At 35.9% G+C, this 23,904-nt stretch carries 23 protein-coding genes; 10 read left to right on the top strand and 13 right to left on the bottom strand.

Annotation, left to right across the window (positions count from 1 at the left end; translation table 11 throughout):
• Nucleotides 1-28: 28 nt before the first annotated feature.
• The 5 genes from hypD to PERMA_RS05025 all read right to left on the bottom strand — a co-directional run bounded on the left by hypD (nucleotide 29) and on the right by PERMA_RS05025 (nucleotide 2,957).
• The gene (gene hypD, locus PERMA_RS05045; protein WP_015899026.1) at nucleotides 29-1,141 is read right to left on the bottom strand and encodes a hydrogenase formation protein HypD; all 1,113 of its coding nucleotides are present in this window, start codon (nucleotides 1,139-1,141) and stop codon (nucleotides 29-31) included.
• Between the two features lies 1 nt (nucleotide 1,142).
• Entirely contained in the window at nucleotides 1,143-1,619 is a 477-nt protein-coding gene (locus PERMA_RS05040) for a PIN domain-containing protein (protein WP_083761602.1), read from the bottom strand.
• Entirely contained in the window at nucleotides 1,582-1,791 is a 210-nt protein-coding gene (locus PERMA_RS05035) for a hypothetical protein (protein ID WP_012675732.1), read from the bottom strand. Before PERMA_RS05035 ends, PERMA_RS05040 begins: the two co-directional genes overlap by 38 nt.
• 27 nt (nucleotides 1,792-1,818) lie before the next feature.
• Nucleotides 1,819-2,064 (bottom strand): HypC/HybG/HupF family hydrogenase formation chaperone, encoded by a 246-nt coding sequence (locus tag PERMA_RS05030; protein WP_012675640.1) that lies wholly within the window; start codon nucleotides 2,062-2,064, stop codon nucleotides 1,819-1,821.
• 62 nt (nucleotides 2,065-2,126) lie between these two features.
• On the bottom strand, nucleotides 2,127-2,957 hold the full coding sequence (locus PERMA_RS05025) for a 3'-5' exonuclease family protein (protein WP_015898958.1): 831 nt from the start codon (nucleotides 2,955-2,957) through the stop codon (nucleotides 2,127-2,129).
• Nucleotides 2,958-3,042: 85 nt separating this feature from the next.
• Here PERMA_RS05025 and PERMA_RS05020 point away from each other — a divergent pair, with 85 nt between their 5' ends.
• Nucleotides 3,043-3,738 (top strand): ubiquinone/menaquinone biosynthesis methyltransferase, encoded by a 696-nt coding sequence (locus PERMA_RS05020; protein ID WP_012676150.1) that lies wholly within the window; start codon nucleotides 3,043-3,045, stop codon nucleotides 3,736-3,738.
• The gene (locus PERMA_RS05015) at nucleotides 3,725-4,324 is read left to right on the top strand and encodes a SagB/ThcOx family dehydrogenase (protein ID WP_012675487.1); all 600 of its coding nucleotides are present in this window, start codon (nucleotides 3,725-3,727) and stop codon (nucleotides 4,322-4,324) included. Before PERMA_RS05020 ends, PERMA_RS05015 begins: the two co-directional genes overlap by 14 nt.
• Here the strand turns inward: PERMA_RS05015 and PERMA_RS05010 are convergent.
• The 3 genes from PERMA_RS05010 to PERMA_RS05000 form a co-directional block, all read right to left on the bottom strand.
• On the bottom strand, nucleotides 4,321-5,607 hold the full coding sequence (locus PERMA_RS05010; RefSeq protein WP_012676573.1) for a hypothetical protein: 1,287 nt from the start codon (nucleotides 5,605-5,607) through the stop codon (nucleotides 4,321-4,323). The genes PERMA_RS05015 and PERMA_RS05010 overlap by 4 nt on opposite strands.
• A gap of 61 nt (nucleotides 5,608-5,668) precedes the next feature.
• Nucleotides 5,669-6,757 carry a PilZ domain-containing protein gene (locus PERMA_RS05005; protein ID WP_012675458.1) on the bottom strand — a complete coding sequence of 363 codons (1,089 nt, stop codon included), beginning with the start codon at nucleotides 6,755-6,757 and terminating at the stop codon, nucleotides 5,669-5,671.
• The gene (locus PERMA_RS05000; RefSeq protein ID WP_012676624.1) at nucleotides 6,757-8,751 is read right to left on the bottom strand and encodes an EAL domain-containing protein; all 1,995 of its coding nucleotides are present in this window, start codon (nucleotides 8,749-8,751) and stop codon (nucleotides 6,757-6,759) included. The genes PERMA_RS05005 and PERMA_RS05000 overlap by 1 nt, the downstream gene beginning before the upstream one ends.
• 112 nt (nucleotides 8,752-8,863) lie before the next feature.
• Here PERMA_RS05000 and PERMA_RS04995 point away from each other — a divergent pair, with 112 nt between their 5' ends.
• Nucleotides 8,864-9,097: a hypothetical protein gene (locus PERMA_RS04995; protein WP_012676032.1), complete on the top strand. Its 234-nt coding sequence runs from the start codon at nucleotides 8,864-8,866 to the stop codon at nucleotides 9,095-9,097.
• Here PERMA_RS04995 and PERMA_RS04990 read toward each other — a convergent pair.
• From PERMA_RS04990 to PERMA_RS04980, 3 genes are all read right to left on the bottom strand, one after another.
• Nucleotides 9,083-10,162 (bottom strand): M24 family metallopeptidase, encoded by a 1,080-nt coding sequence (locus PERMA_RS04990; RefSeq protein ID WP_012676870.1) that lies wholly within the window; start codon nucleotides 10,160-10,162, stop codon nucleotides 9,083-9,085. The genes PERMA_RS04995 and PERMA_RS04990 overlap by 15 nt on opposite strands.
• 7 nt (nucleotides 10,163-10,169) lie before the next feature.
• Complete coding sequence (gene purF / locus PERMA_RS04985) at nucleotides 10,170-11,549, bottom strand: amidophosphoribosyltransferase (protein ID WP_012675506.1); 1,380 nt, start codon at nucleotides 11,547-11,549, stop codon at nucleotides 10,170-10,172.
• Nucleotides 11,550-11,629: 80 nt separating this feature from the next.
• Nucleotides 11,630-13,228, bottom strand: coding sequence for a PEGA domain-containing protein (locus PERMA_RS04980; protein WP_015898851.1), 1,599 nt, complete (start codon nucleotides 13,226-13,228; stop codon nucleotides 11,630-11,632).
• A gap of 102 nt (nucleotides 13,229-13,330) precedes the next feature.
• On the opposite strand from PERMA_RS04980, the gene PERMA_RS04975 reads away from it, so the two are divergent.
• The 7 genes from PERMA_RS04975 (at nucleotide 13,331) to traF (ending at nucleotide 20,018) form a co-directional block, all read left to right on the top strand.
• On the top strand, nucleotides 13,331-14,209 hold the full coding sequence (locus PERMA_RS04975) for a 4Fe-4S binding protein (RefSeq protein ID WP_012675261.1): 879 nt from the start codon (nucleotides 13,331-13,333) through the stop codon (nucleotides 14,207-14,209).
• An 87-nt stretch (nucleotides 14,210-14,296) separates the two neighbouring features.
• Complete coding sequence (locus tag PERMA_RS04970) at nucleotides 14,297-15,700, top strand: Rne/Rng family ribonuclease (RefSeq protein WP_012676006.1); 1,404 nt, start codon at nucleotides 14,297-14,299, stop codon at nucleotides 15,698-15,700.
• On the top strand, nucleotides 15,697-16,599 hold the full coding sequence (locus PERMA_RS04965; protein WP_012676799.1) for an outer membrane protein assembly factor BamD: 903 nt from the start codon (nucleotides 15,697-15,699) through the stop codon (nucleotides 16,597-16,599). Before PERMA_RS04970 ends, PERMA_RS04965 begins: the two co-directional genes overlap by 4 nt.
• The gene (gene rsfS / locus PERMA_RS04960; RefSeq protein WP_041530888.1) at nucleotides 16,595-16,945 is read left to right on the top strand and encodes a ribosome silencing factor; all 351 of its coding nucleotides are present in this window, start codon (nucleotides 16,595-16,597) and stop codon (nucleotides 16,943-16,945) included. The genes PERMA_RS04965 and rsfS overlap by 5 nt, the downstream gene beginning before the upstream one ends.
• A 1-nt stretch (nucleotide 16,946) precedes the next feature.
• Nucleotides 16,947-17,726, top strand: coding sequence for a glutamate racemase (gene murI / locus PERMA_RS04955; protein ID WP_012676972.1), 780 nt, complete (start codon nucleotides 16,947-16,949; stop codon nucleotides 17,724-17,726).
• A gap of 10 nt (nucleotides 17,727-17,736) precedes the next feature.
• The gene (locus PERMA_RS04950) at nucleotides 17,737-18,837 is read left to right on the top strand and encodes a hypothetical protein (RefSeq protein ID WP_012676345.1); all 1,101 of its coding nucleotides are present in this window, start codon (nucleotides 17,737-17,739) and stop codon (nucleotides 18,835-18,837) included.
• Nucleotides 18,838-18,854: 17 nt separating this feature from the next.
• On the top strand, nucleotides 18,855-20,018 hold the full coding sequence (gene traF / locus PERMA_RS04945) for a conjugal transfer protein TraF (protein ID WP_012675241.1): 1,164 nt from the start codon (nucleotides 18,855-18,857) through the stop codon (nucleotides 20,016-20,018).
• 10 nt (nucleotides 20,019-20,028) lie between these two features.
• Here the strand turns inward: traF and PERMA_RS04940 are convergent, their stop codons facing one another.
• Both PERMA_RS04940 and PERMA_RS04935 read right to left on the bottom strand, forming a co-directional pair.
• A complete protein-coding gene (locus PERMA_RS04940; RefSeq protein ID WP_012675809.1) occupies nucleotides 20,029-22,119 on the bottom strand; it encodes an ATP-dependent helicase in 2,091 nt (696 codons plus the stop codon).
• Between the two features lie 2 nt (nucleotides 22,120-22,121).
• On the bottom strand, nucleotides 22,122-23,894 hold the full coding sequence (locus PERMA_RS04935; protein ID WP_012675414.1) for an ABC transporter ATP-binding protein: 1,773 nt from the start codon (nucleotides 23,892-23,894) through the stop codon (nucleotides 22,122-22,124).
• Nucleotides 23,895-23,904: the final 10 nt, after the last annotated feature.

Raw genomic sequence — 23,904 nt, 5'->3', positions numbered from 1 at the left:
ATATAATTGGGAAAAGATGGAGTTTCTACTACTTAAGCTGGAGTTTACCGTATCTGTAATATGCGGAACAGGCTCCCTCAGAAGATACCATACATGAACCGAGAGGGTTTTGTGGTGTACAGGATTTTCCAAAAACCCTGCAGTCGTAAGGTTTTGCAATCCCCTTTAAGATATCACCGCATATACACAGTTTGTGATCGTCTATGGGCTGATCAGGTAAAATATCCCCAAATACCTTTTCGGCATCCAGAAATGAGTACTTATCCTTAAGTTTAAGTGCCGAATACGGTATATCTCCTATTCCTCTCCATCTGAATGTCTCTCTTGGTTCCATATATCTGTATATCATCTCCTGAGCTTTAATATTTCCCTCCCATGTAACAGCTCTTCTGTACTGATTTTCAACCTGAACCCTGCCATCATTAAACTGTCTTACGATCCAGAGAACACTTTCCATAATATCAACAGGCTCAAAACCTGCAATAACAACAGGTGTTCTGTAAAGATCAACTATCTCCTGGTATATCTTTGCCCCTGTTATAACAGAAACATGGGCGGGACCTATAAATGCGTCTATTTTTGCCTCACCACTATCCATAATCGCCTTTATAGGTGGTGGAACAAGTACATGGTTTATATGGAAGTATATATTTTTTATCTTCTCCTGGAGAACCCTCTCTATTAAGGCAGCTGTCATGGGTGTTGTTGTCTCAAAACCTATCGCAAAGTATATAACATTTTTATCAGGGTTCTCCTTCGATATCTTAAGAATATCAAATGGAGCGTAAAGCATTCTCACTTTTTTCCCTTTAGCCCTTTCTTTCTGGAGTGAACTTTTAGACCCCGGAACTCTTATCATATCACCAAGTGTTGCAACTATATTTTTCTCATCCTGAACAAGTGCAACAGCATGATCAATCCTTTCCTTTGGCATTATACATACAGGACAGCCAGGACCGTGGACAAACTGTATCTCTGGGGGAAGTATCTGGTTTAGTCCGTATTTCATTATTGTGTGGGTATGTCCACCACACACTTCCATAACATTAACTGGTCTTCTTACCTCTTTTTGTATCAGTTTTGCAAGAGCTTTTATTCTCTTTGGATCTCTAAAGTCCTTCAGGTAGTCCACTTTTTGCATCTTACATTTCCTTTACTAACGTTTTTAGTTCTTCTGGCTTACTTATAATCTTTATGTTTTCATTTTTTATACAGTCTGAAAAATCATTATCTAGAGATATTAAATAGGGAATTTGGTAATTTTTTACAGTGGACAGTATTAGTGCATCGTTTGTTTTTAACTTTTTGTTCTTTATTAAATTTCTTGCCTCTTCAATAATTTGAAAATTTGAGTTTAAAAATAATATACTGCTAATGAGTTTCCACAAGTCGTTCTCTTTTTTCCTTGCTGTTAGCTTGCCTTTAATTATCAGATGATAATAAACTTCACTGAAAACAATGTCATTTATATAATAATCGTTAAATATGTCCGTGTATATATAGCTTATTAATTCTTTTGCCTGATAATCTGGATTTTTCTTCAAAGCTTCTATGAAGATATTACTATCTATAAAGAACCTTTTATTCATATCTTCCTCTTGAGTAGATATCTTCCTCATCTATATCTTCTTCAATCTCAAATGAGCCGATCAGTTTGTCTAAGGTTTCTTTGGCTTTTACGCGTTTAATTCGCATTTTAAGTCTTTCTAAGGTTTCCTCAATATCTCTTTCATTTTTGATTTTAATGGTCTCTTCTATATTTCCTGGAATTTCAATAATTATTTTTCCCATCGTAATCTCCTTGTTTTTTCTTTAAATTTATGGCTGGCTCTCTTCCTCCTCAAGTTTCTGTATTATCTCCTCGTAAACTTTCAGACTTTCAAGGGCATCCTCTTCACTCATCTTTGTCATCGCGTATCCAACATGGATAAGAACATAATCTCCCACCTCAACGGGTTCAGGCATAAGATCAAGTGAGACCTTTCTTTTTACACCCATTGTATCCACAACAGCATAGTTATCAGGCAGTATCTCAACTATCTTAGAAGGTATTGAGAGACACACATCTTCCTCCATAAGTGAACAGTTATTCAGTTATATAAAGATAATAAAAATATCCGTAAAGGTCAATCATAACTTCCAATATGTATAACAGGCTGAATCCCATCAAAGTTCTCAAACTCTGGAAAGAGGTATGTACCGTAAAGTAGATGCTGGTTTACGTAGGAAAAAAGTTTTGCTGTGGCAAGCACATCTTCTGAACAGTATGCACCTATCTTTTTCAGGTCACCGTTATTAAACATCTGGGAAACTTCTTTACCGTCGCCTTCCTGTTTAACAGGGATACCACAGAGATAGCAAAGATTTTTCAATGATATCTTTTTCCCAAATATATCCTCTGGGATATCTATATGAAACTTTGTGTATCTGTGTGTATATTTTGGAAACTCCTTTTCCCATGTATCAAACCTGTCAAGATGGATGCTTACAAACTTTCTGAGACCCTCTTCAAAATCAGGAATATACCTTAATGTCCTTACCATAATTGTTGGAATATCAAAACCTTTCCCATTGATTGATATAAGAACAGGGAAAACTGATATATGATTTTTTACCTTTCCATCGTTTGGATCTCTATCCTGTATAAAATCAAAAGATTCTCTGTACTTTATCCAGAAAAATCTTAAGGCTTCCATCTCATCAGTTGTTGATATCGTCTCAAAGCTAATTATCCTTTTATCTTTTATTATCATAGTTCCGATTGAGACTATCCTGTGAAATGGAACAGGAAGAAAATCACCTTCCTGATCAATCTTTCTCTCTTTCTCATCAGCTACCTTTTCAAACATCCCCTCATCTTTCACAGTTTCAATATCAAAAATAAAAAAATTTCTGAACTTCTCAAAACTGTCTTTCCTCTTCTTCCTTATCATATCCCAGTTCCAGTTGATGAACATCTCCTAACCTCTCTGTTTTTTCTTTTAATAATAATTGAAGATCATCCAGTTGTCATAAATATAAAATCCTGTAACTATTAATATTATGGGGGATAGAAAAGAGATATCTCAGCTTTTTAACAGAATATCGGACAGATACGAGATCGTTAATCATATCCTCAGTTTTGGCCTTGATATACTGTGGAGGAGAAAGGCCTGTAAAAAGGTTTATGAACTCAATGGAAATGAGAAAGTAAATATATTCTTAGATGTTGCCACCGGAACAGGTGAGATCATAAAACACTGCAGGAACTCTTTAACAGAAAGATTTGTAGGTCTTGATCCTGCAATAAGAATGCTTGAGTTTGCAAAAAATACAACAAAAAATGCATTTTTTATAAATGCAGCAGCAGAGGAAATACCGCTTAAAGATAACAGTACAGATATAATTTTCGTTGCCTTCGGTGTAAGGAATATGGAAGACAGAAAAAAGGCATTTTCTGAGTTCCACAGGGTTCTGAAAGATGGGAAGTATCTTGTTATCCTGGAGTTTATACACAGGGAAGATGGAGGATTTCTTTACAGACTTTCACATTTTTATATACAGAAAATTCTTCCCTACATAGGTGGGATGATAACAGGTGATTTTAAAGCTTACAGATATCTCGCGGACTCTATAGACCATTTTATTACAGCTGGTATGTTAAAGGAAGAGATTGAAGGTTTTGGATTTAAGATTGAGTATATAGAAAACCTATTCCCGACAGTAAGTATTATTATAGGAAGAAATGAAAAAGATTAAGTTACCAGAGGTTTCAATATCGGGAAGGATGCCTTTAGAAAAGGCATTACTGAAAAGAAGATCACACAGATCTTTCAGAAGGTCTCCTCTATCTTTTCAGGATGTTTCACAACTTCTCTGGGCTGGTCAGGGAATTACAGGAAATGATGGTTTTAGAACTTCTCCCTCTGCAGGTGCTTTATACCCCATTGAACTTTACCTTGTTGCTGGGGATGTTGAAGAAATTAACTCCGGAGTTTACAGATATGATCCATACTCACACAGCATAATTTCGATTCTGGAAAAAGATGTTAGAAACCTTCTGTACGAATCGGCTCTCTATCAGGAGTATATTCTGAATGCACCAATCAGTATTGTTATAACCGCTGAATTTGAGAGAACTACAGTTAAATACGGAAGTAGAGGTGTAAGATATGTTTATATGGAAGCCGGACATGTTTCACAGAATATTTACCTTCAGGCAACATCATTAGGTTTGGGAACAGTATCCATTGGAGCTTTTTATGATGAGGTTGTTAAAAAAGTACTGAACACAGCTTATGAACCTATCTATATAATGCCTGTTGGTAGAATAATGCGTATTTAGAATTCCTCTTCAATAAACCTTTCTACAGTCTTCAAAAGGTTTTCTCTACCGGATATAATAAGCTCTCTCTTCACTTCCTGTGCTATGTTGTAGGCCTCTTCTGTGTAACCTGAAAAGTTTAAAATCCTGAAAAGAGGAATTTTCAAAATAGGGAGTTTTGAGATCTCTTTTTCTATCTCTCTTTTAAGAGACATTAACTCCTTAACGTTGTCTGAGTAAAGATCTGCCAGTATGTTGTAGTAGGTGTATAGAACCCTTTCCTTTTTATCTTTTGAGATATTATTGAAAAGTATCTCCATCTCCTTTTTTAAACTTTTAATCTTCTCCTCTGAAAGATCATCTTTTTTATACAGATCAAGCATCTTTATAATAATCCTGTTATCACCTGTCGTTAGTTCTGGGAATATATCTGATATTTCCATATAGTAGTTCTCATAACCGGCTATATAAATATTTGTGAGAAATTCATTTATATACCTTTTCATATCGTAGTTTAAAAATAGAGATCTTTTGTCCGGATTTTTCTTCAGGAATTTATTCAGTTCCAGAAGCTCGTCTCTTATCTTTCTTATATAAAAATCAAGATCTATCATCAGCTTTATCAGAGAGTCTTCAAGCTGAAAAAATAGTCCTGTAAGATTGATAATATGAAAGATGTTGTTATTTTCTGGAAATCTGAGGATTCCTTTCCTGAAAAGATGATCCCTGAGTTCTATATCCTTTATTAAATAACCTAAAGCTCTCTCATTATCATTGATAACCGTTACATAGTAGGAATACATAAACTGGTTAAAGTACGTTGCCGATATAAAAATCTCCTCAATCAGATCTCTGTGATATTTAAGCAGTAGATTCAGATCGTCTAAATATCCTGACAGGTAATATGTGAAAAAGTAAACATCTTTCTTGTTCAGGAGAATATTCAGTACTTTTGTGTATATTTTTGTCCTGATTAAAATTTCTTCCAGCGAGTTGTTTCTGTACTTTTCAAAGATTCTATTTGAAAGAAAAACAGCCAGATCAAACTCTTTCTCTCTTTGGAGTATATCAAATACCGCACTTACAGCCTTAACTCCCCTTCTCTCAATATCTGTAAGTAATGTTGTTAAAAGAGAGGTCGCAAGTTTCAATCTCTCTGTTCCAAAATCAAGCAGTATACTGTCATACAGGTTCTCATTCAGATCTAACACCGAATTTACACTTCTGTACTCATCCATAAATCTTTTGACATTTTCTATTTCAAGTGTAAGATCAGCTTCAAAACCTGATATATAAAAATCCATTTTATTTCCTTAGTTTTTGAGGTATTTTATACCAGTCAGGGTTAAACTTAACTGAAGGAGATCATAATTCTCTTAATTTTTTCAGGATCTCAAACTGTCTTTTCATAACAAACTCACCGATTATATCCTCATGTTTTACAGAAAGGTCAAGAAACTGTATTCCTATCCTGTACATATCTTCTAACTGTGTTATATATTTTATCTCCCCCATAACATCAAAATCTTTATTGTTCAGTATGAAAGATATATGAAGCTTATCTCCTACCTGAAGATCATCTATCATAACGGTAAAAACGCCTATCCCACCAACGGATATATCATCAATAAAACCTTCTATCGTTTTACTGCCTTTCTGTAATGTTATAAGTATTTTGTCCTTGACCCTTACTCTGACAAATTTTCTTTTTTCCTGTGGGATCTCAGAGAAGGAAAACTCAGTAAGTGTTAGAATCCCATGCTGGTAGTTTATATCTTTTATGAGGGCTTTTATAGGTTTTGATAGATCCCCTATCCTTATAAAAACGTAATGTCCAGGTTCAAATATCTTAAATATACAGTGTTTTACATTAAAAACAGCCTCATTTTTGTGGATGGATTTTAACTTACTTTTGCATATAACAGGAACCTCATAAAAGTAATCTATTATAGACACTCTATCCGGTGAGGTCTCTAATAATAGAATAATTTCGTTCTCCTCAACCTCCTGTTTTTCCTTTTTTATTTTTTCAATTGTATTTTCAAGAGAGTTGATATAATCCATATTTGCCCTTTCAATACTCTGTATGTACAGATCAATAAGAGATATAAGTGTTTTAACAGGATTTATATCATCGCTTTTTTCAACAAGATGGTCAATAAAATCTTTTATCATAATCATAAAAAGCTTAGAAAGGACAGATTTTATCTCTGTCTTTGTCTGATACATTTTCAGTGAGAGATGGTAAAGTTCTTTTTCAGGCTGTTTTTTTACGATAAATAAGGTCTTGTAAATATCGTTACCCAGTTTTTTCAGGGCAGTCTCAGGTATTTTGAGTTTTATGTTACTTTTCATAAGACTTGCGAAGTTGTCTGCAAATACACCCTGATATGCTGCGAAAAAATCATTCTCATCAGAAAGCTTTTCCCAAAGATCTTTAACTTTTTTTTCCATTAAGTTAGATCCGTTATTAAATTTTTGATCTCAGATGGTTTATAGAAGTAATATCCCTGGCCGTACTCTACCTTTATATCCTTAAGCTTATCTGCAATAACTTTATTTTCAACAAATTCTGCTATTGTTTCAAGACCCAGCGTTTTAGCGAATGAAACAATGGTCTCAACCGGTTTTATATCTTTATCAGATTTATCAATATTCTTTATCAGTGAACCGTCTATCTTTAGATATCTTATAGCATCTATCTCTGAAAGATCATATACTGTTCTTACAGAAGAGTAACCTGTTCCAAAATCATCAACAGCAAAAATGAAGTTCTGCTCTTTCCTGAGGAATTTAATAAGATCTATATTTTCAAGAAAAGACTGTTCAGTGAGTTCAATGATGGTTTCTATACCCTCTTTTTTCATTCTGCTTATCTTCTGAACAAGCTCTTTCACAAACTCAGGTGAAGATATGGAAGCTGCACTCACGTTTATGAAGATAGTGTCAGTTATTTTTTGTATATATTTTCTGTAATCGTAAACCTTTCTTAAAACTGAAAGATCAAGTTCCTGAATAAGATTCATATCGTATATAAGGTCTATGAAAGCACCTGCTGGTATAAATCTGTCGCCCTGGTTTATTCTGGCTAATGCTTCAAGGTGATTTACTTTTCCTGTTGAGAGGGATACTATAGGTTGGAAGAAAACATCAATTCTGTTCTCTTTGAAAGCCTTTTCAATTACCGTTACATTCTTAAATACAGTATGTATCTCGGAGAAAAACTGTTCTTCGATCTGTTTTTTACTGAAAAATATCACCTCGTCAGGTATCTCTTTTGCCTTCTGGATAGCATGGTTCAGTATCTTTCTGAGCTCTTTCTTGTCCAGGATATCTCCTATCTCAAGTATAGCTATTGATACTTTAAACTTTATATCTATGCTGTTTTTTATGACTATGCTTTCAAGACTTTTCTTTAGAAATCTTCCAAAGTTGTACGGATGTTGAAGCCTGTACCTGTGCAGTATATAAAAATCACCTGAGTAACCTTTTATAAAGATGTTCTGGGAGAAATCAAGCATCTCATGTAAAATTCTCGTTACTGAGTGAAGTACCTTATCACCTGTTTCTGTCCCATAAAATTTATTTATGATCTTTAGATTTCTGACATTTATTATTGTTATATATGGCGTTTCCTTTTTGGTTTTTTCAAGTATTGTTTTAAAGAATATATCTTCCTTGTTCATCTCAAACATAAAATTGACCGTGTCTATATCGTTTAGGAGCCTGTAAACTTCTGCAAGAAAGGTCTTATAAAGGAAATAAGCCTCCATATATCTTTTAGAGTTTACGTAGTAAACAACACTTCTACCTATATTATGAACAGCTTTATGAACTCTCAGTATCTGCTCGTAGGTATCTTTATCCGGACATTTAACCTGAAAGTCAAAACTGCTCAACACTTTGTACAGATCACATTTTTCGGGATCTAGCTCAGGCAGCTTCGCTGATTTCCCATCTATATACTTTGAAATATTTATCGCCCATTCAATAAGGTATCTTTTGTAATCCTTGTACCTCCAAATATCAAATATCTCATACTCATTAATAAATGACTCTACATTGTAGTGGAGATAACCTTTTGAAAAGTAATTTATCCCGATATCAAAAAATGTATTTAAAAAAGGAACAAGGAGTTTGTACTGATCATCCTCAAATATCTTTTTGTATATCTCATTTTTTATATAATTCAGTCCTGAAACAACATTTACAAAGGGAACATCTTTTGATGCATGACTGTAGCCGAGGGCAAAGAATAGCTCCTTTATCTCATCCTCATCCTCTTTTTTAAAAGCCTCTTCTAAAAAGTGTTTTATTTTATCGGCAACATCTTCAATTTCCTGGTCTGATTCAAAGAATTCTGAAAGGTTTTTATCCTTTAAGATGTCCTCTTTGTATTTATCTATTATAGGCTCTATGTAGTGTGTAAGATACGAAAGGGATATCATCTTTTCTCTCCATTTTTCTGTAAAAATACAGAATGTATCTATTAATAAATATGAGGGATGTCATAATTTTGTGAATCTTTTATCTATATTTTGAGATGAAAGGAGAAATATTTTGAAGAAAAAGAAAACCTACGTGTTTGAAAAAGACACACTTAAAAAACTTGAACAGATCAAAGAACTTACAGGTAAGTCAGAAACCCAGATACTCAAAGACGCGATTGATCTTTATCTTAATTTAATCAACGATGATAAAGAAGGTCTTGACAGTATTAAGGACATAACTGATAAGCTTGTAAGAGTGGTTGATAGACTGGAAATCCTTCTGGAAAAGTTACTGGACAAGTAAGATATCAAGAGCTGTTGTTGTTAGTACCTCTGCCTTATCTTTTCTGCATACAACAATATTCTCAAGTCTGACACCACCTTTACCAGGTAGGTATATACCGGGTTCAATGGTAAACACAGTGTTTTCCCGGATTATCTCTTCCGAGTTTTTTGAGATTCTCGGGGCTTCGTGTATCTCAATACCAACGCCATGCCCTGTAGAATGGATAAAGTAATCACCGTAGCCAGATTTCTGTATAACATCTCTTGCAGCCAGATCTATCTCCTTAACAGGGAGACCGGCTTTTACTTTTTCCACTGCTGAGAGATGTGCTTCTTTTACTATCTCGTACACTTTTTTAAGTTCGGGATCTACATTCCCAAGAAATAAAGTTCTTGTAAAATCTGAACAGTAACCTTTATATCTCATTCCCATATCTATAAGTAGAGGAGAGTTCCACTTTACCCTGTGATCAGAGGTTTCGTAATGGGGAATGGCAGAATGTTCTCCGGAAGCAACTATTGAGGGGAAGCTCTCACCTGTTCCTTTCATCTGGAATATCAGGTCTATTATCCTTCTCCTTACATCAAGTTCAGTTTTGAGATCCTTTATCTCCTGAACGATCTTTGAGAAAATTATGTCCGTTTTTTTAACAGCCTCCTTTATAATTTCAATCTCTTTTTCCGTCTTTACCATTCTGATATCGTTCAAAAAGCCTTCATATCCAACAAATGCTGATCTGAAATCCCTATCCTCTGTAAGTTTTTTGAAGAATGATACTGTTACCTTATCCTCCTGAAATCCTATCTTTTTTCCACCTAAATCTTTAAGTATCTCTTTCAGGTGATCTATATGTTTTTTATCATTCTCCCCTAGAAGAATAACATTCCAGTCTTTTAGCTTTTCTTTTGCGGCTTCGTAGTATCTTCCGTCTGTGATAAAGAATCTGTCTCTATCTGTTAGTAAAACAAAAGCGTTTGTTGAACTGAAGTATGTCATATAAAAAATATCAGCAGATCCTGTAAAGAAAAAGGAATCCAGACCCTCTTTTCTTATTTTGTTATGGATCTTATCTAAATTTGGCATATCAGCCTCAGAACACAGGGTAGTTTCCTGTAAAACATGCTGTGCAAAAACCTTTCTGCCTGAACTTATTTGCAGCTCCTATCATACCTTCAAGGGATAGATAGTACAGGCTGTCAACACCGATATAATCCCTTATCTGTTCTATACTCATATTAGCAGCTATAAGCTCCTCTTTTGTTGGTGTGTCTATACCGTAATAGCACGGGCTTATAACAGGTGGTGAGCTTAATAAGAAATGTATCTCCTTAGCCCCCGCCTTTCTCAGCATATTCACTATCTTTTTACTTGTTGTTCCCCTTACAAGAGAGTCATCAATAACAACCAGCCTTTTTCCCTCAACAACCTGTCTGACAGGGTTCAATTTTAATTTAACGCTAAGATCTCTTATCTCCTGTTTTGGCTGTATAAAACTTCTACCAACATAATGGTTTCTTATAAGTCCTATCTCAAGGGGAATACCGCTCTCCTCAGAGTACCCTTTCGCTGCTAAAAGGCCTGAATCAAGGACAGGAACAACATAATCGGCATCAACCTTAAACTCCCTTGCAAGGGTTCTTCCCATCTCCTTTCTTATCTCATAAACCCAGTCCTGAAATATCATACTGTCAGGCCTTGCAAAGTATACAAACTCAAATATGCATTTTCTCGGATTGTCGGCATGATCAAGTGGAAAGTAGGATCTCATCCCTGAATCATCTATAACAAAAACCTCACCGGGTTTTATATCCCTCAGGTATTCAGCATCAACAATATCAAGGGCACATGTTTCAGATGCTATAAAATAACTGCCTGATCTGTTTTTACCAAGAACAAGAGGTCTGAAACCGTAAGGATCCCTTACAGCTATAAGCTGTTTTTCCCTGAGTATAAGAAGTGAGTAAGCACCTTTGACCTTATTCATAGCGGAGAATATGAGTGGAAGGAAATCCCTGTCATTCTCATGGAGCATTATATGTGAAGGTGGTGGTTCTTTAGCCTTTGCTATCAGGTGTATAAAAACCTCTGTATCTGACGTTGATCTGAAAATAGCGCCGTTTTTCTCAAGATCTTCCCTTATCTGTTCTGCATTAACAAGGTTACCGTTGTGTGCGATCGCAAAAGAACCGCCGTAGAAATGGGCAAAGAAAGGCTGAATATTTTTTGGATTTGAACCACCAGCTGTTGAGTATCTTACATGACCTATAGCTATATCTCCCTTCAGCTCCTGAAGATCCTTTTCCTTAAGGGCTTTTGTAACAAGTCCTTCACCAGTTCTAAGGTTTATATCATAACCATCTGAAACGGCTATACCTGCAGACTCCTGACCTCTGTGTTGAAGGGCGTGAAGTCCTAAAAATGTCATATGTGACGCAAGTGAGTTATTAAAAACGCCAAAAACTCCGCACATAAAATCAGCTCCTAAAAAAATTTTCAGACAAATTAATATATCCTAAATCCGGGAAATAAAAAAGAAGGGCGAGAGCCCTTTTATTCAACAGTCTGTATCCATTTTCTCAGAAGGTGTCCGTTTTTCCAGATATTTACACGGGGAGTTTTTATAGACGAAGCTGTTATAAGTATATCTTCATTTGAGAAAGCGAGAGATATAACAGGAGCTTTTAATCCATCTATACTGTATAGAGTTTCTCCGCTGTTTATATCAATAACATCAACAGTTCTGTCAGGTTTCCCAACGGCGATTTTTTTGTTCTCAGGAGATATGTTTGCGGATAAGATCTCAGAGCCAAACTCAAATATCTTCTGGTTGTTTAGATCCTTATCAAGAATAGCAACTTTTCCATCTGATGATGCTGTTACTATAAACTTTCTGTCAAAGGAAATCTCAAGGCTGTTTACCTTACCCTGATGTATCCTTTTCTCAGTTTTGGATCTCTGTGCCGTATCAAACTGAACAATCTTTCCTGATTCTGTTCCTATAAATATTATCCCTTTATCATACTTTGCTACAGTTGGTTTATCACCGATGCTGATCTCTTCTTTTATCTCTCCAGTTTTGAAATCAGCTATCTTTATATATCCATCTTTGGTTATAAAGTAGAGTTTATCATTTCCTATAAATACAGCTATACTTTCCATCGGATAAAGTTTTGATAAAACGGGAAATGTTGTTTTCATATCCCAGACAAGTATCTTGTCATATTTTTTAGTTTTATCCTTTAAAGCATAGGCGAGCTTTCTTATAGGTTTTATACCTGCGACAAACTCTCCATTCTCAGATATTCCGAAATTTATAAACTTATCAAAGTTTCTTACATCCTTAGGATCATAAAGGGATATCTGGGGCTTGAATTTCTTTATATCCCAGAAGTAGATACCCGCTTTACCCATTGTTACAAGATACTTTCTGTCAGGAGTGAAAGATATAGGACCATAAGCCTGAATTGGTGGAAGCTGAACATCCTCAAGAACATATCTGACATTGAACTCATCACCTTTCTTGACTTTTAAGGTGAAAGAGTCTCTGTAAACACCTTTTTCAATAGTTATCCTGTGAAGGCCTTCATCAAGCTCAACAGTTTTTGGGAAGCTTCCAATCTTTTTCCCATCTATATAAAAAACAGCGTCCTGGGGAATCCCATTGAAATGTATTACAGCTTTCTCAAGATTAACAAAAATTTTAGTTGGTTTTCCATACTCTATATTCACAACCCTTGATGTTCCAACAGCACCAAGTTTGAATATTATATGGTGTTCTCCAACATCTATCTTCTCTTCAAGTGGAGTAACTCCTATAAGCTCTTTATTTTCTAAAACCTGAGCTCCCTGAGGTTTTGAGTCAGCAACAAGTATTCCCTTTGGAGTTGGATTGAATTTCAGTTCTGTAACATGGTCAAAATAGATCTGAACGCCTTTTTTTGTTTCAAGATCAAAAGGTGAGGTTGCTACAGTGATGTTGTATTTTGCCTCCTTCAGTTCAAGCTCAATAGGTGTTTTTCCAACATGCTCACCGTTAATGTAAACATCAGCGTTTGGGGGCTCTTTGATCACAAGCTTTCCTTTTCCTTCACATGAGGCTAAAATAAGAACTGCTAAAAAGAATAAGGTCACCCTCAGGAGATCTTTCATTTTGCATTACCTCTCTGTAAATTTATAAGTTAGTAGTTACTAACAAGATATTATATAATATATTATAATATTTTAAATCTTTTTTTATCAGGAGGTATAAAAATGTCAACAGCACAGGCGGAGGTTACCCAATCCTGTCCACAGCCTTCCTACTGGGAAACCCATAAATTCACTATCTGGCGAAATATAGCCTATATCGTCGTAATCCTCGCACTTATAGTTATTCCTGTTTTCAAGATAGCAAAGATTGATCTTGCCCACAATGAGGCATGGATTTTAGGGGAGAGGGTATCTGTTGAGGATGGACTTGCTCCTGTTATCCTTGCACTTGGGTTTTTTTCAATACTTGTTATAGTGATGAACCTTGTAAATGGAAGGGTTTTCTGTGGATGGGTATGTCCTGGGGGTTTTGTTGCTGAACTTCAGGAGAAACTAAGAAGAAAACTTTACAATCCAAGATCTGAAACAGGGGGGAAAATAGCTTATTACCTTGTAACCGCAGTAATATCCGTTCTTTTTACTATCCTGTTTTTCAACTGGGTTACCGATCTGAGAGTTTTCTTCTATACAACAAATCCAACATTTGCAGGTATGTGGTTCACATTTTTGGCAACCTTTGGGATAGTGTATTTTGAGCTTTTCATAGGAAAGAGATGGTGTAGAACATTCTGCCCAACAGGTATCTACCAGAAGATAACACCATACCACCATAAAATAAAACCTACAATGGATCCAAAATTTAACCTTTCTGACTGCGGAAGCTGCAAGGAATGTATAAAGAACTGTCCTATGGCCCTTGATCCAAGAAGAATGGCTTATATAAATGATTTTTATAAAGGACTTCAGGCATGTATTATATGTGGAAACTGTATAGATACATGCAGACAGGTAAGACTTCCAAAATGTAAAGAACCTTTAATGACCTGGGTTCAGGATTTACCTCCAAGGGATCCTTCCTTCATATCAGGAAAAGTTCATTAAAAAGGGGCTTTTTGCCCCTTCATATTGATATAATCAATCCCTATACTTTATTATAGAAATGTATTTAATACCTGAAGGTCTTTTATTTTGAGTAGAGAACTGCTTGTAATTTCATCAAGGCATCTTTATCTATACGTTATATATGAGGATAATGAACCTGTAGAAGTAAGGGTAGAGTATAAGGATATAATCAAACAATCAGGAAATATATACAAGGGTAAGATTAAAAGATTAATACCTGCAATGAACGCAGCTTTTGTTGACATAGGAGAGGACAGGGAAGCATTCCTTCCTATAAAAGATATTGAGGAATGTAAAAATCTTAAGGTCGGTTCACCTGTTGTTGTTCAGGTAAAAAGGGCACCTATAAATACAAAAGGAGCAAAACTTACCTGTAAAATAACACTGCCAGGTAAGTATCTTGTTCTTATGCCGACTGTAAACACAGTATCCATATCCTCAAAAATAGAAGACCCAGAGTTGAGGGACAGACTGAGGGAGAAGATAAAGGATATCTTAAAACCTTTCAATGAGGAAGATTACGGTTTTATAATAAGAACTGTGGCAGCAACAGCCTCAGAAGAAGCTATAATTGAAGATTTTTTAAACCTGAAACATCTCTGGGAAAACATAATTGAGAGATCAAAATCAAAAAGAACACCATCACTTCTATTTGAAGAAAATCACAAAATATTCTCAATATTGAGGGATTATGCAGGAGATTTTTCAAAAATAACCACAGATAACCTTCATATTCTGAAAGAGATAAAGGATTACATATCTAAACATTTTCCAGATAAAAATATAAAGCTTGAGATCTATAAGAACAGAAAGGTATCCCCATACACGTACTATCAGGTTGATAAACTTATAAACAAGATACTAAGTCCTTACGTATGGCTGAGGAATGGAGGTTACATTGTTATTGAGGAAACTGAGGCTCTTGTAGCCATTGATGTTAACAGCGGAAGCCACTGTAAGCATAAGTCCCTTGAGGAGACAGCCTATCATACGAATGTTGAGGCAGCAAGAGAGATTGCGAGGCAGCTCAGACTGAGGGATCTTGGAGGAATTATTGTTATCGACTTTATAGATATGAAAAGTGAAGAGAGGAAAAAGGCACTTATAGACTTCTTCAGATCTGAGGTCAAAAAAGATAAAAGACCTATAAAGATAAAAGAGTTTACATCACTTGGATTACTTGAGCTGACAAGGAAAAAGATGGAAGAAAGCCTTATAAATCAGCTCAGTGATATGTGTGAGTACTGTAAAGGCAAGGGGTACATAAAAAATGTCAGTCTTGTTATTTTTGAGATAGAAAATAAACTGGAAGAACTCAAACCTTTTGTAAAGATAAAGATCAGAATAAACCCGAGACTGTCAGAAAGCATAAACAGATTTATCAAGGCCATCAATATGGAAGAGCAGATAGATATAGAGTATGATATAAATCTACCTATGGATAAATACTATATTGAGAGAGTGGAATGAGAAATTTAATATTACTGCTGCTTACAGTTTTTGTCTTTTCATGTGCACAGAAGGAGTTTGTTGAAAAGGACGTTCTTCATAAAGGAATACAGCTTTACAAAAAAGGAGATTATGAAGAGGCTAAGGATCTTTTAAAGAAAAGTATATACAAAGTCAAAGGTTTAACAGCGGATGAGCTTATGAAAGCAAGATTTTATCTTGCCGACAGCTATTACAGGGAAGAGCAGTATGTTGATGCTATTGTTGAGTTTGAAGAACTGATAACACTTTTCCCAACAGCTCCATTTATGGATGAAGCACTGTACAAACTTGCCGATTCCTATCTCAAGATATCTCCCGGTGTGGATAGAGATATGAGCTATCCTGAAAAAGCTCTTGAGAAAGCTGAAGAACTGATTGAAAACTATCCGGACAGTAAGTATGCTGCAAAAGCAAAAAAGATCATACATACAGTAAATAAGATGAAAGCTGATCATATACTTGAGATAGCCCAGCTTTACGAAAAGCTCGGTAAGTACTACTCAGCTTCAAGGTATTATCAGCTGGCTTATGATCAGTATGAGGATTTCATAGACAAACCTTTTGTAGAGTTTAAACTTGCATATAATCTGATGAAGACGGAAAATCAGTATAAAGATGAAATGGATGAGTACAAAGAGATGATCTCTGATATACAGGAGAAGATAAAGAAAGAGAAAGACCTGGAAAAGAAAAATGTTCTTATTAACAGAAAAAAAGTTTTGGAGAAACATCTAAATCTTCTCCATGAAAGAATTAAGAGTAGTAAGGAGAGAGGTAAGAAAATACTTCAGTTTATTGTAAAAAACTATAAAAATTCCGAATATGAGAAAAAGGCATTAAATCTCTTAAAAAAATTTACGGAGGTAGAGAACCATTAAAACAGAAGATATTGTAAAAAAAATTGTTCAATCTGCCGAAGAGAAAAAAGGGAAAGATATTGTGGTTCTTAATATCGGAAAAGTATCCCCGATAGCTGACTATATGATAATTATAACGGGAGATGTTCCAACTCATACAAAAGCCATCTGTGATGAGATAACACAGAACCTGAAAAAAGAGGGTGAGATACCTGCCCACGTTGAAGGATATAACGAAGGAAGATGGATAGCGATAGATTATGGAGATGTGATGGTAAATATATTTATACCAGAGGTCAGGGAGTATTATAACCTTGAATGGCTCTGGTCAGATGCACCAAAAGTAGATATAAAAACAGGTAGCTGATATGTCAATAGGCATATTTGATTCAGGTGTTGGTGGTTTAACAGTTTTCAGAGAGATAGATAGAGAGTTTCCTTTTGCTGATATCTATTATCTTGGTGATACAGCAAGGGTTCCATATGGAAACAAATCTAAAGAAACAATAATCAGATACAGCCTTGAATGTGCAAATTACCTTTACAGCTTTGGAATAGATGCTTTGATTGTTGCATGTAATACAGCCTCTTCTTATGCGATTGAGGCTCTTAGAGAGAGCTTTGATATACCTGTTATAGGTGTTATAAAACCCGGGGTTGAACTTGCTGTGAAAACAACAAAAAACGGCAGAATTGGTGTTATAGGAACTCAGGCGACCATAAAAAGTGGCTCCTACAGAACTGAGATTGAGAAAAAAGGAGATTTTACCGTTTACCAGAAACCCTGTCCGCTATTTGTTCCTCTTGTTGAAGAGGGACTTATTGATCACAAGATAACGGAACTTACAGTAAAAGAGTATCTTGATGATATAGTAAGTAAAGGTATAGATACACTTATACTTGGATGTACCCATTACCCTCTTCTTAAAGATGTTATAAAAAAGATATATCCACACCTGAATATTATTGATTCATCAAAGGCAACAGCTCTTTACCTGAAAAAGAAAAATCTTGATCTTAATGGAACCGGTGAAAGAAAGATATTCATAACAGATGAATCACCTTCCTTTGAAAAACTTAAAGATCTTGTTGTTGGGTCTGATATACATTTAGAAAAACTGGAGCTTTCCAAAATCTGTACTTTATAAGGAGGTTATCATGAGAATGAAAAAAAAGATAACTATTTTTCTTACAGGGATGTTTATAGCCTCCTGTGGGGGATATGATGGGATTGGATTAAGTGATGATGGAACCGGTGAGGCCTGCAGATACGATATAGCCACAGCCCTTGATGCTGGAAATTATGATTATGTTATCCAGAAACTTAGCTCTGATATAACCTGTAATGGTGGGATGACAGAGGAAGAAGGGAGATTAAATCTTGCTGCAGCATATGTTGGTAGTGCCGGTTTTACCATTCCAGATATAGTAAATGATATTCTTCAATCCCAGATTGATACAAACTTCAACAATCTACAGAACTACCAGTTTGATCAGTTCCTTGATGTTTTATCAACGAGGGCTAAACCTTCAAATATAACCCTGCTAGAGAAAGCAGCCCAGACATACAGATCTGTTGCAGATAACTGTACTGCAGTAAACCTGACGGATATAGAGAGAGATGCCTGTTTTTACAGAGGTCTTGTTGAGGCTGCAAGATCGTCAATATCACTTGCCTTCACACTTGATAATGTTAATTCATGGCTAAATCCCGGACAGTGTGAAGATCTTAATGGAAATCTTATAGGTGATAATGGAGATATTGAGGCATGCTCTATTGAATATGCTGTGAATAACAGCTGTACAATATCTGGTGTAAATTATACATCCTTTGGGAATGTTACATTTAATGATGGAATCACCTATGAATCGGTCAGATTTACTGTTAAATCAACAGATCCTAACTGTTCAGATAATGAAACTTATAAACTTATATACAGATCAGGTGCTGTAAAAACCGTTGTTCTGACAGAAGGATACTGTGATACAAACTATAACAGCTGTTCTGCCCCTGACGGAACAAACTGCCTACCCTGTCCCGTGTTAGATGCAAACGGTAACCCATACACAATTGAAGGAACAATTCTTGATGCTATAGAAAGTGCTGCAAATCTAATAACTGAAACGGTTGGAAATGTTAACGCTGATGTACAGCAGGCTGTTGATGATTTTAGAAATGAGGTGTGTACAGCTGATGATAACGATCCAACAACCTGTACATCACAGGATCTTGCTAAATATCTAACAACAATTCAGTAAACAAGGGGGGATACAATATGAAGAAGATAGTTTTATCTCTTGGACTGATATCATTTCCAGCTCTGGCCGTAACATACGAATATCCATATCTTTATAAAGACCCAAGGGCTATGGGAATGGGAGGTGCTTACATTGCTGTAGGTGGAACAGCATCATCCGTTTTTTATAACCCTGCTGGCTTAAGTTTTATCAAGAAAGAAGCTGGATTTGAGGTTAATCTTGTAAAGGCATCTGTTGGTGTATCAAAAAACACACTTGATTTTATAAATGATCTGTCTGATGCTCTTGATGCTAAAGATGGAGATTATCTTCCTCCAGATGGTGATGATTCTGATGATCAACTATACGCTGTAAATGAGGTTTTAAAAGCATACCAGGGAAAAAACCTTCATCTTGATATAACAGATTACAGCTCAATATCAAAAAAGGGTGACAGGATTGGTTTTGCAGTCGGTTTTCTCGCATCATTAAAATCTGACAACAGAACACACCAGGGTTTTGGTTCTGATGGTGTTCTTGAAACAGACAGTAACGTTACTTACGGAGGTGTAGCTGGACTTTCTTATGATCTTAATCTTGGTAATAATAAATTATCTGCCGGATTTTCAGCAAAGTATCTGCACAGGGAATCTCTGAAACATACATTTACATCAAGAGAGCTTGTTGAACATGAGGATAATCTTGATGATTACATAACAGATGAACTTAAAAAATCAGGTACTGCTGTTGGTTTTGATGCAGGGGTTATTTACAGTTTTTCACAGGACTCTTTCCTGAGGCCTTCTGTTGGTTTCTCAGTTCTTAATATAGGGGATCTTGATTTTGGAGATGCCGGAAAGATACCAATGACGGCAAATATCGGTATAGCATTAAGACCTAAAATAGGTATATTCAAGGAATGGATACTTGCAGCTGATTATGTTGATATACTGAATAACTATGAGGAAGACAGTGATATAGGTAAGAGAATAAGATTAGGTGCTGAGGTAAAACTCTGGGACACATCTCTTTCCACATTTGCCATAAGGGTAGGGTCTTATCAGGGGTACGCTACAGCGGGAGTAGATCTCAGACTTGCTCTGCTGACTCTTAACTTTACCACATACGCTGAAGAAGTTGGAGCATACTCCGGTCAGGATGAAGACAGAAGATATCTACTTGGACTTTACATAGGGTGGTAATCCCACCCTTTTATATCTTTAGAAAGTCCTTTCTTATAGTCTTCTCTCCAACTTTCTCAAATATAACAACAGCTTTATTACCATCTATCTTTGTAATAACACCCTTTCCAAAAATATCATGTTTAACAGCCTGACCTACCTTTAAATCATCTGAAGATACTGTAGTATTAACTTTATCCGATCTTTTCCTTACAGCTCTCTGGGTTGATATTATCTTCAGGTCATCTTTTATATCCTGTAAGAATCTCGAAGGTTTTGTTTCGTTATAATGCGAGCCATAACCGGCTCTGTATTTTGAGTATGTAAGGAAAAGCTTCTCTTTTGCCCTTGTTATAGCTACATAAAAAAGCCTTCTCTCCTCTTCCATCTGTTCAATATCCTCAAAAGATCTTCCACTTGGGAATATGCCCTCTTCAAGTCCTGCTATAAAAACGACCGGAAACTCAAGACCTTTAGAGGCATGAACTGTCATAATCTTAACACTGTTCTCCTCCTGTATGCTGTCCTGAGCCTGGGAAAGAGAGCTTTCTTCAAGAAACTCCAGCAGGCTTTTCCCTGATCTCTCAACCTCTTTCAGTGCGTTAAAAAGCTCATTAACGTTTGCTATCCTGTCTTCATAATCCTTAGGATACTTTGATACGAGGTACTCTTCGTAATTTATAGCATCAAATACATATTTTGCCATCTGTGAGGGCTTTTCATTCCCGTACTTTCTGACAGTCTCTATAATCTCAAGAAACTCCTGAACTCTCATCCTGATTTTTGGGGAGAGATGATTGTATGAGTCTTCAAGAGCCTGAAGCCAGTCTCTCTCATAGAAAGATCTTATCTTTTCAATCGTTTTATCACCTATTCCCCTTGAAGGGAGGTTTATTATCCTTTTAAATGCCTGTGTGTCTTTCGGCAGCAACGCAAATCTAAGATATGCGAGGATATCCTTTACCTCGGCCCTCTCAAAGAACTTAACACCACCAACTATCTGGTAAGGTATCTTAAGGTTGATAAATGCCTCTTCAATATTCCTTGATACATATGACATTCTTATTAAAACAGCAAAATCTCTGTAGCTGTAGCCTTCATCTGAGATTATCTTTTTAATCATCTTACCTATGAAACCGCTTTCATGCTTGTCTGTATCCAGTCTGATAAGGTAAATATCTTCTCCACCTTTCCTGTCAGTCCAGAGTTTAAGTATCTTCTCTTTCCATCTTCCCTTTGATCCTGATATAACTTTGTTTGCGATTGAGAGTATCTTTTCTGTTGATCTGTAGTTTCTCTCAAGCTTTATTATTTTTGTTCCTGGAAAATCCTTCTCAAACTCAAGTATATTTTCAGGGTTTGCCCCTCTCCATGTGTATATACACTGCTGCGGATCTCCAACAACAGTTATGCAATCCCTATCTCCAACTAAAAGCTTCAATATCTGGTGCTGGACCTTATTTGTATCCTGATACTCATCTACAAGTATGTAATCAAATCTGTTCTGCCACCTTTTTAGAATATCTGGGTTTTGGTTGAAGAGTTTTACAACATTTATCAGAAGATCATCAAAATCCATAGCATTACTGAAAGCTAAATGCTCTTCATACTTTTTATAGATCTCTGGAAGATGGGGCATAGTGAAAGAGTAAAACTCTAAAACTGTGTCATCAAGGGACTGTTTTATATTTGAGAATATATGTTTTACCCTCTCAGGTTTATATAGATCTGAGTTCAGGTTCAGCTCCTTTACAACATCCTTTATAGCCTTCTTACTGTCCTCTTCATCGTAAATGATAAAATCCCTTGAGTAACCGATACTTTCTGCCTCTGATCTTAAAACCTTTACACAGAAACTGTGAAATGTTGATATCCACTGGGGCTCTTCCTCTAAACCGAGATAGTTTTTAACCCTCTCTTTCATCTCAGAGGCAGCTTTATTGGTGAAGGTAATAGCCAATATTCTGTCTAAAGGTATCTCCAACTCTTTAATAAGAAATATTATCTTGTGTGTTATTACCTTTGTTTTACCTGATCCTGCACCTGCAAGAACAAGAAGGGGAGATCCAAAGTATAATACAGCCTCTGCCTGTTTCTCATTAAGTCCTTCAATAACTTCCATCTTTAACCTGCCATATAATGTTTTTTCATATATTCGTTGTAAAGTCCTTCCTCTTTCATAAGCTGTTCATGTGTTCCTTCTTCAACAATTTTTCCTCTGTCAAGAACATAAATATAGTCCGCCTGCTGAACTGTGCTAAGTCTGTGGGCTATTATAATTGTTGTTTTGTTTTTAAGGTATCTCTGTAGTGCCTTGAAAAGCCTGTACTCTGTCTGTGTATCAAGAGCTGATGTTGACTCATCAAGTATAACAATTTTCGGATTCTGGAGTATCATTCTTGCTATAGCAAGCCTCTGTCTCTGTCCACCTGACAGTCTTACTCCATTTTTACCAACAACTGTCTCAAGTCTGTCTGGAAGATTTATAACAAAATCTTTCATCTGGGCAATCTCTAAAGCCTCCCAGATCTTCTCCTCAGGAATATCTTTTCCAAGGGTCAGATTAAATCTCACAGTATCGTTAAACATCATAGGACTCTGCAGAACAAGTGAAACGTTATCTCTTACAACATCAAGGCCTATCTCCTTAACAGATATACCATCGTAAAGGATATCTCCCCTATCAACAGGGTAAAAACCGACCATAATATGAGCCAGTGTTGTTTTTCCACTTCCGCTTGCACCTACAATAGCTATCTTTTTGCCTTTATCAGCTTTCAGATTTATACCTTCAAGGATCATATTCTTCCCATCATAAGAGAAATAAACTTCCTTAAGCTGTATAGAACAGGTCTCTTTATTTTTAAAGGGATTAAGAATGTGTGGGTATTCAGGTTCTTTTTTCATACTGAATATTGAATTAATCCTGTCAAGTGCCGCAGTAGCTGAATGGTAAGCATACTGGATGTTCAGCAGTTCCTGAACAGGCGTCATCATAACCCACAGATAACCAAATATTGCAAGCATCAGCCCTATGGTAAGATCAGAATAGGCAACAAAAAGTATACTTGTTGCTCTGAAAACCTCATAACCTGCCAGGAAAACGAGCATTGAAAGTCTTGTAGCAGCATCACTTTTCCATCCAAACTCTACAGCTGTATCTCTAACTTCCCTTGCTGTGTCTATAACGTATCTGAAAAATGTTTTTTCCCTGTTACTTGCCCTTATCTGCCAGAAAAGATCAAGAGTTTCAGTAAGTTTTTCCTGGAATTTTTCAACAGCTTTGTTCTCCTTCCCTTTAAGCTTTCCAATCTTCCTTCCTACAACAGTTGTGAAATAAATAACAACAGGATTGAGAAAGACTATAAGAAGTCCAAGCTTCCAGTTTATCAGTATCAGGACAACGGCAACGCCTATTATTGTCAGAACAGATATTATGAACCTGCTCACAGTCTTTCCAATAAAATCATCAAGTGTGTTTATATCTGTAACAAGTTTTGAAGCTATACCTCCTGATCCAACCGTCTCAAACTCTGCCATTGATACCTTCTGGAGGTGCTTTATCAGATCTTCCCTGATTTTGTAAGTTACATTTTTAGATATGGTTGTGAATATCTTTGCCTGAACAGCATTGAATACAAAAAACAGAAATCTCATAACAAGTACAATAATAAGGGCTGTAGCCGTATATATAACAGCATTACCTTCTCCAAAGAATCTCTCAAATGTTCTTATAAAAATACCGGGTTTGTTCAATAACACCTCATCAACAAGTAAAGGAAGAAAAAGAGGTGTGGGAACACTTACACAGATAGCAAGAACTGCAAGTATATGTCCCGCTATTAACTCTCTTCTGTACTTTTTTATCTCATCAAATATACTTTTCCAGCTGTACATATCTTAACCC

Origin of the sequence: Persephonella marina EX-H1 (genome assembly GCF_000021565.1) — a bacterium.
In the GTDB taxonomy this organism is placed as follows: domain Bacteria; phylum Aquificota; class Aquificia; order Aquificales; family Hydrogenothermaceae; genus Persephonella; species Persephonella marina.
This window is presented reverse-complemented; position numbering and strand designations above follow the sequence as displayed.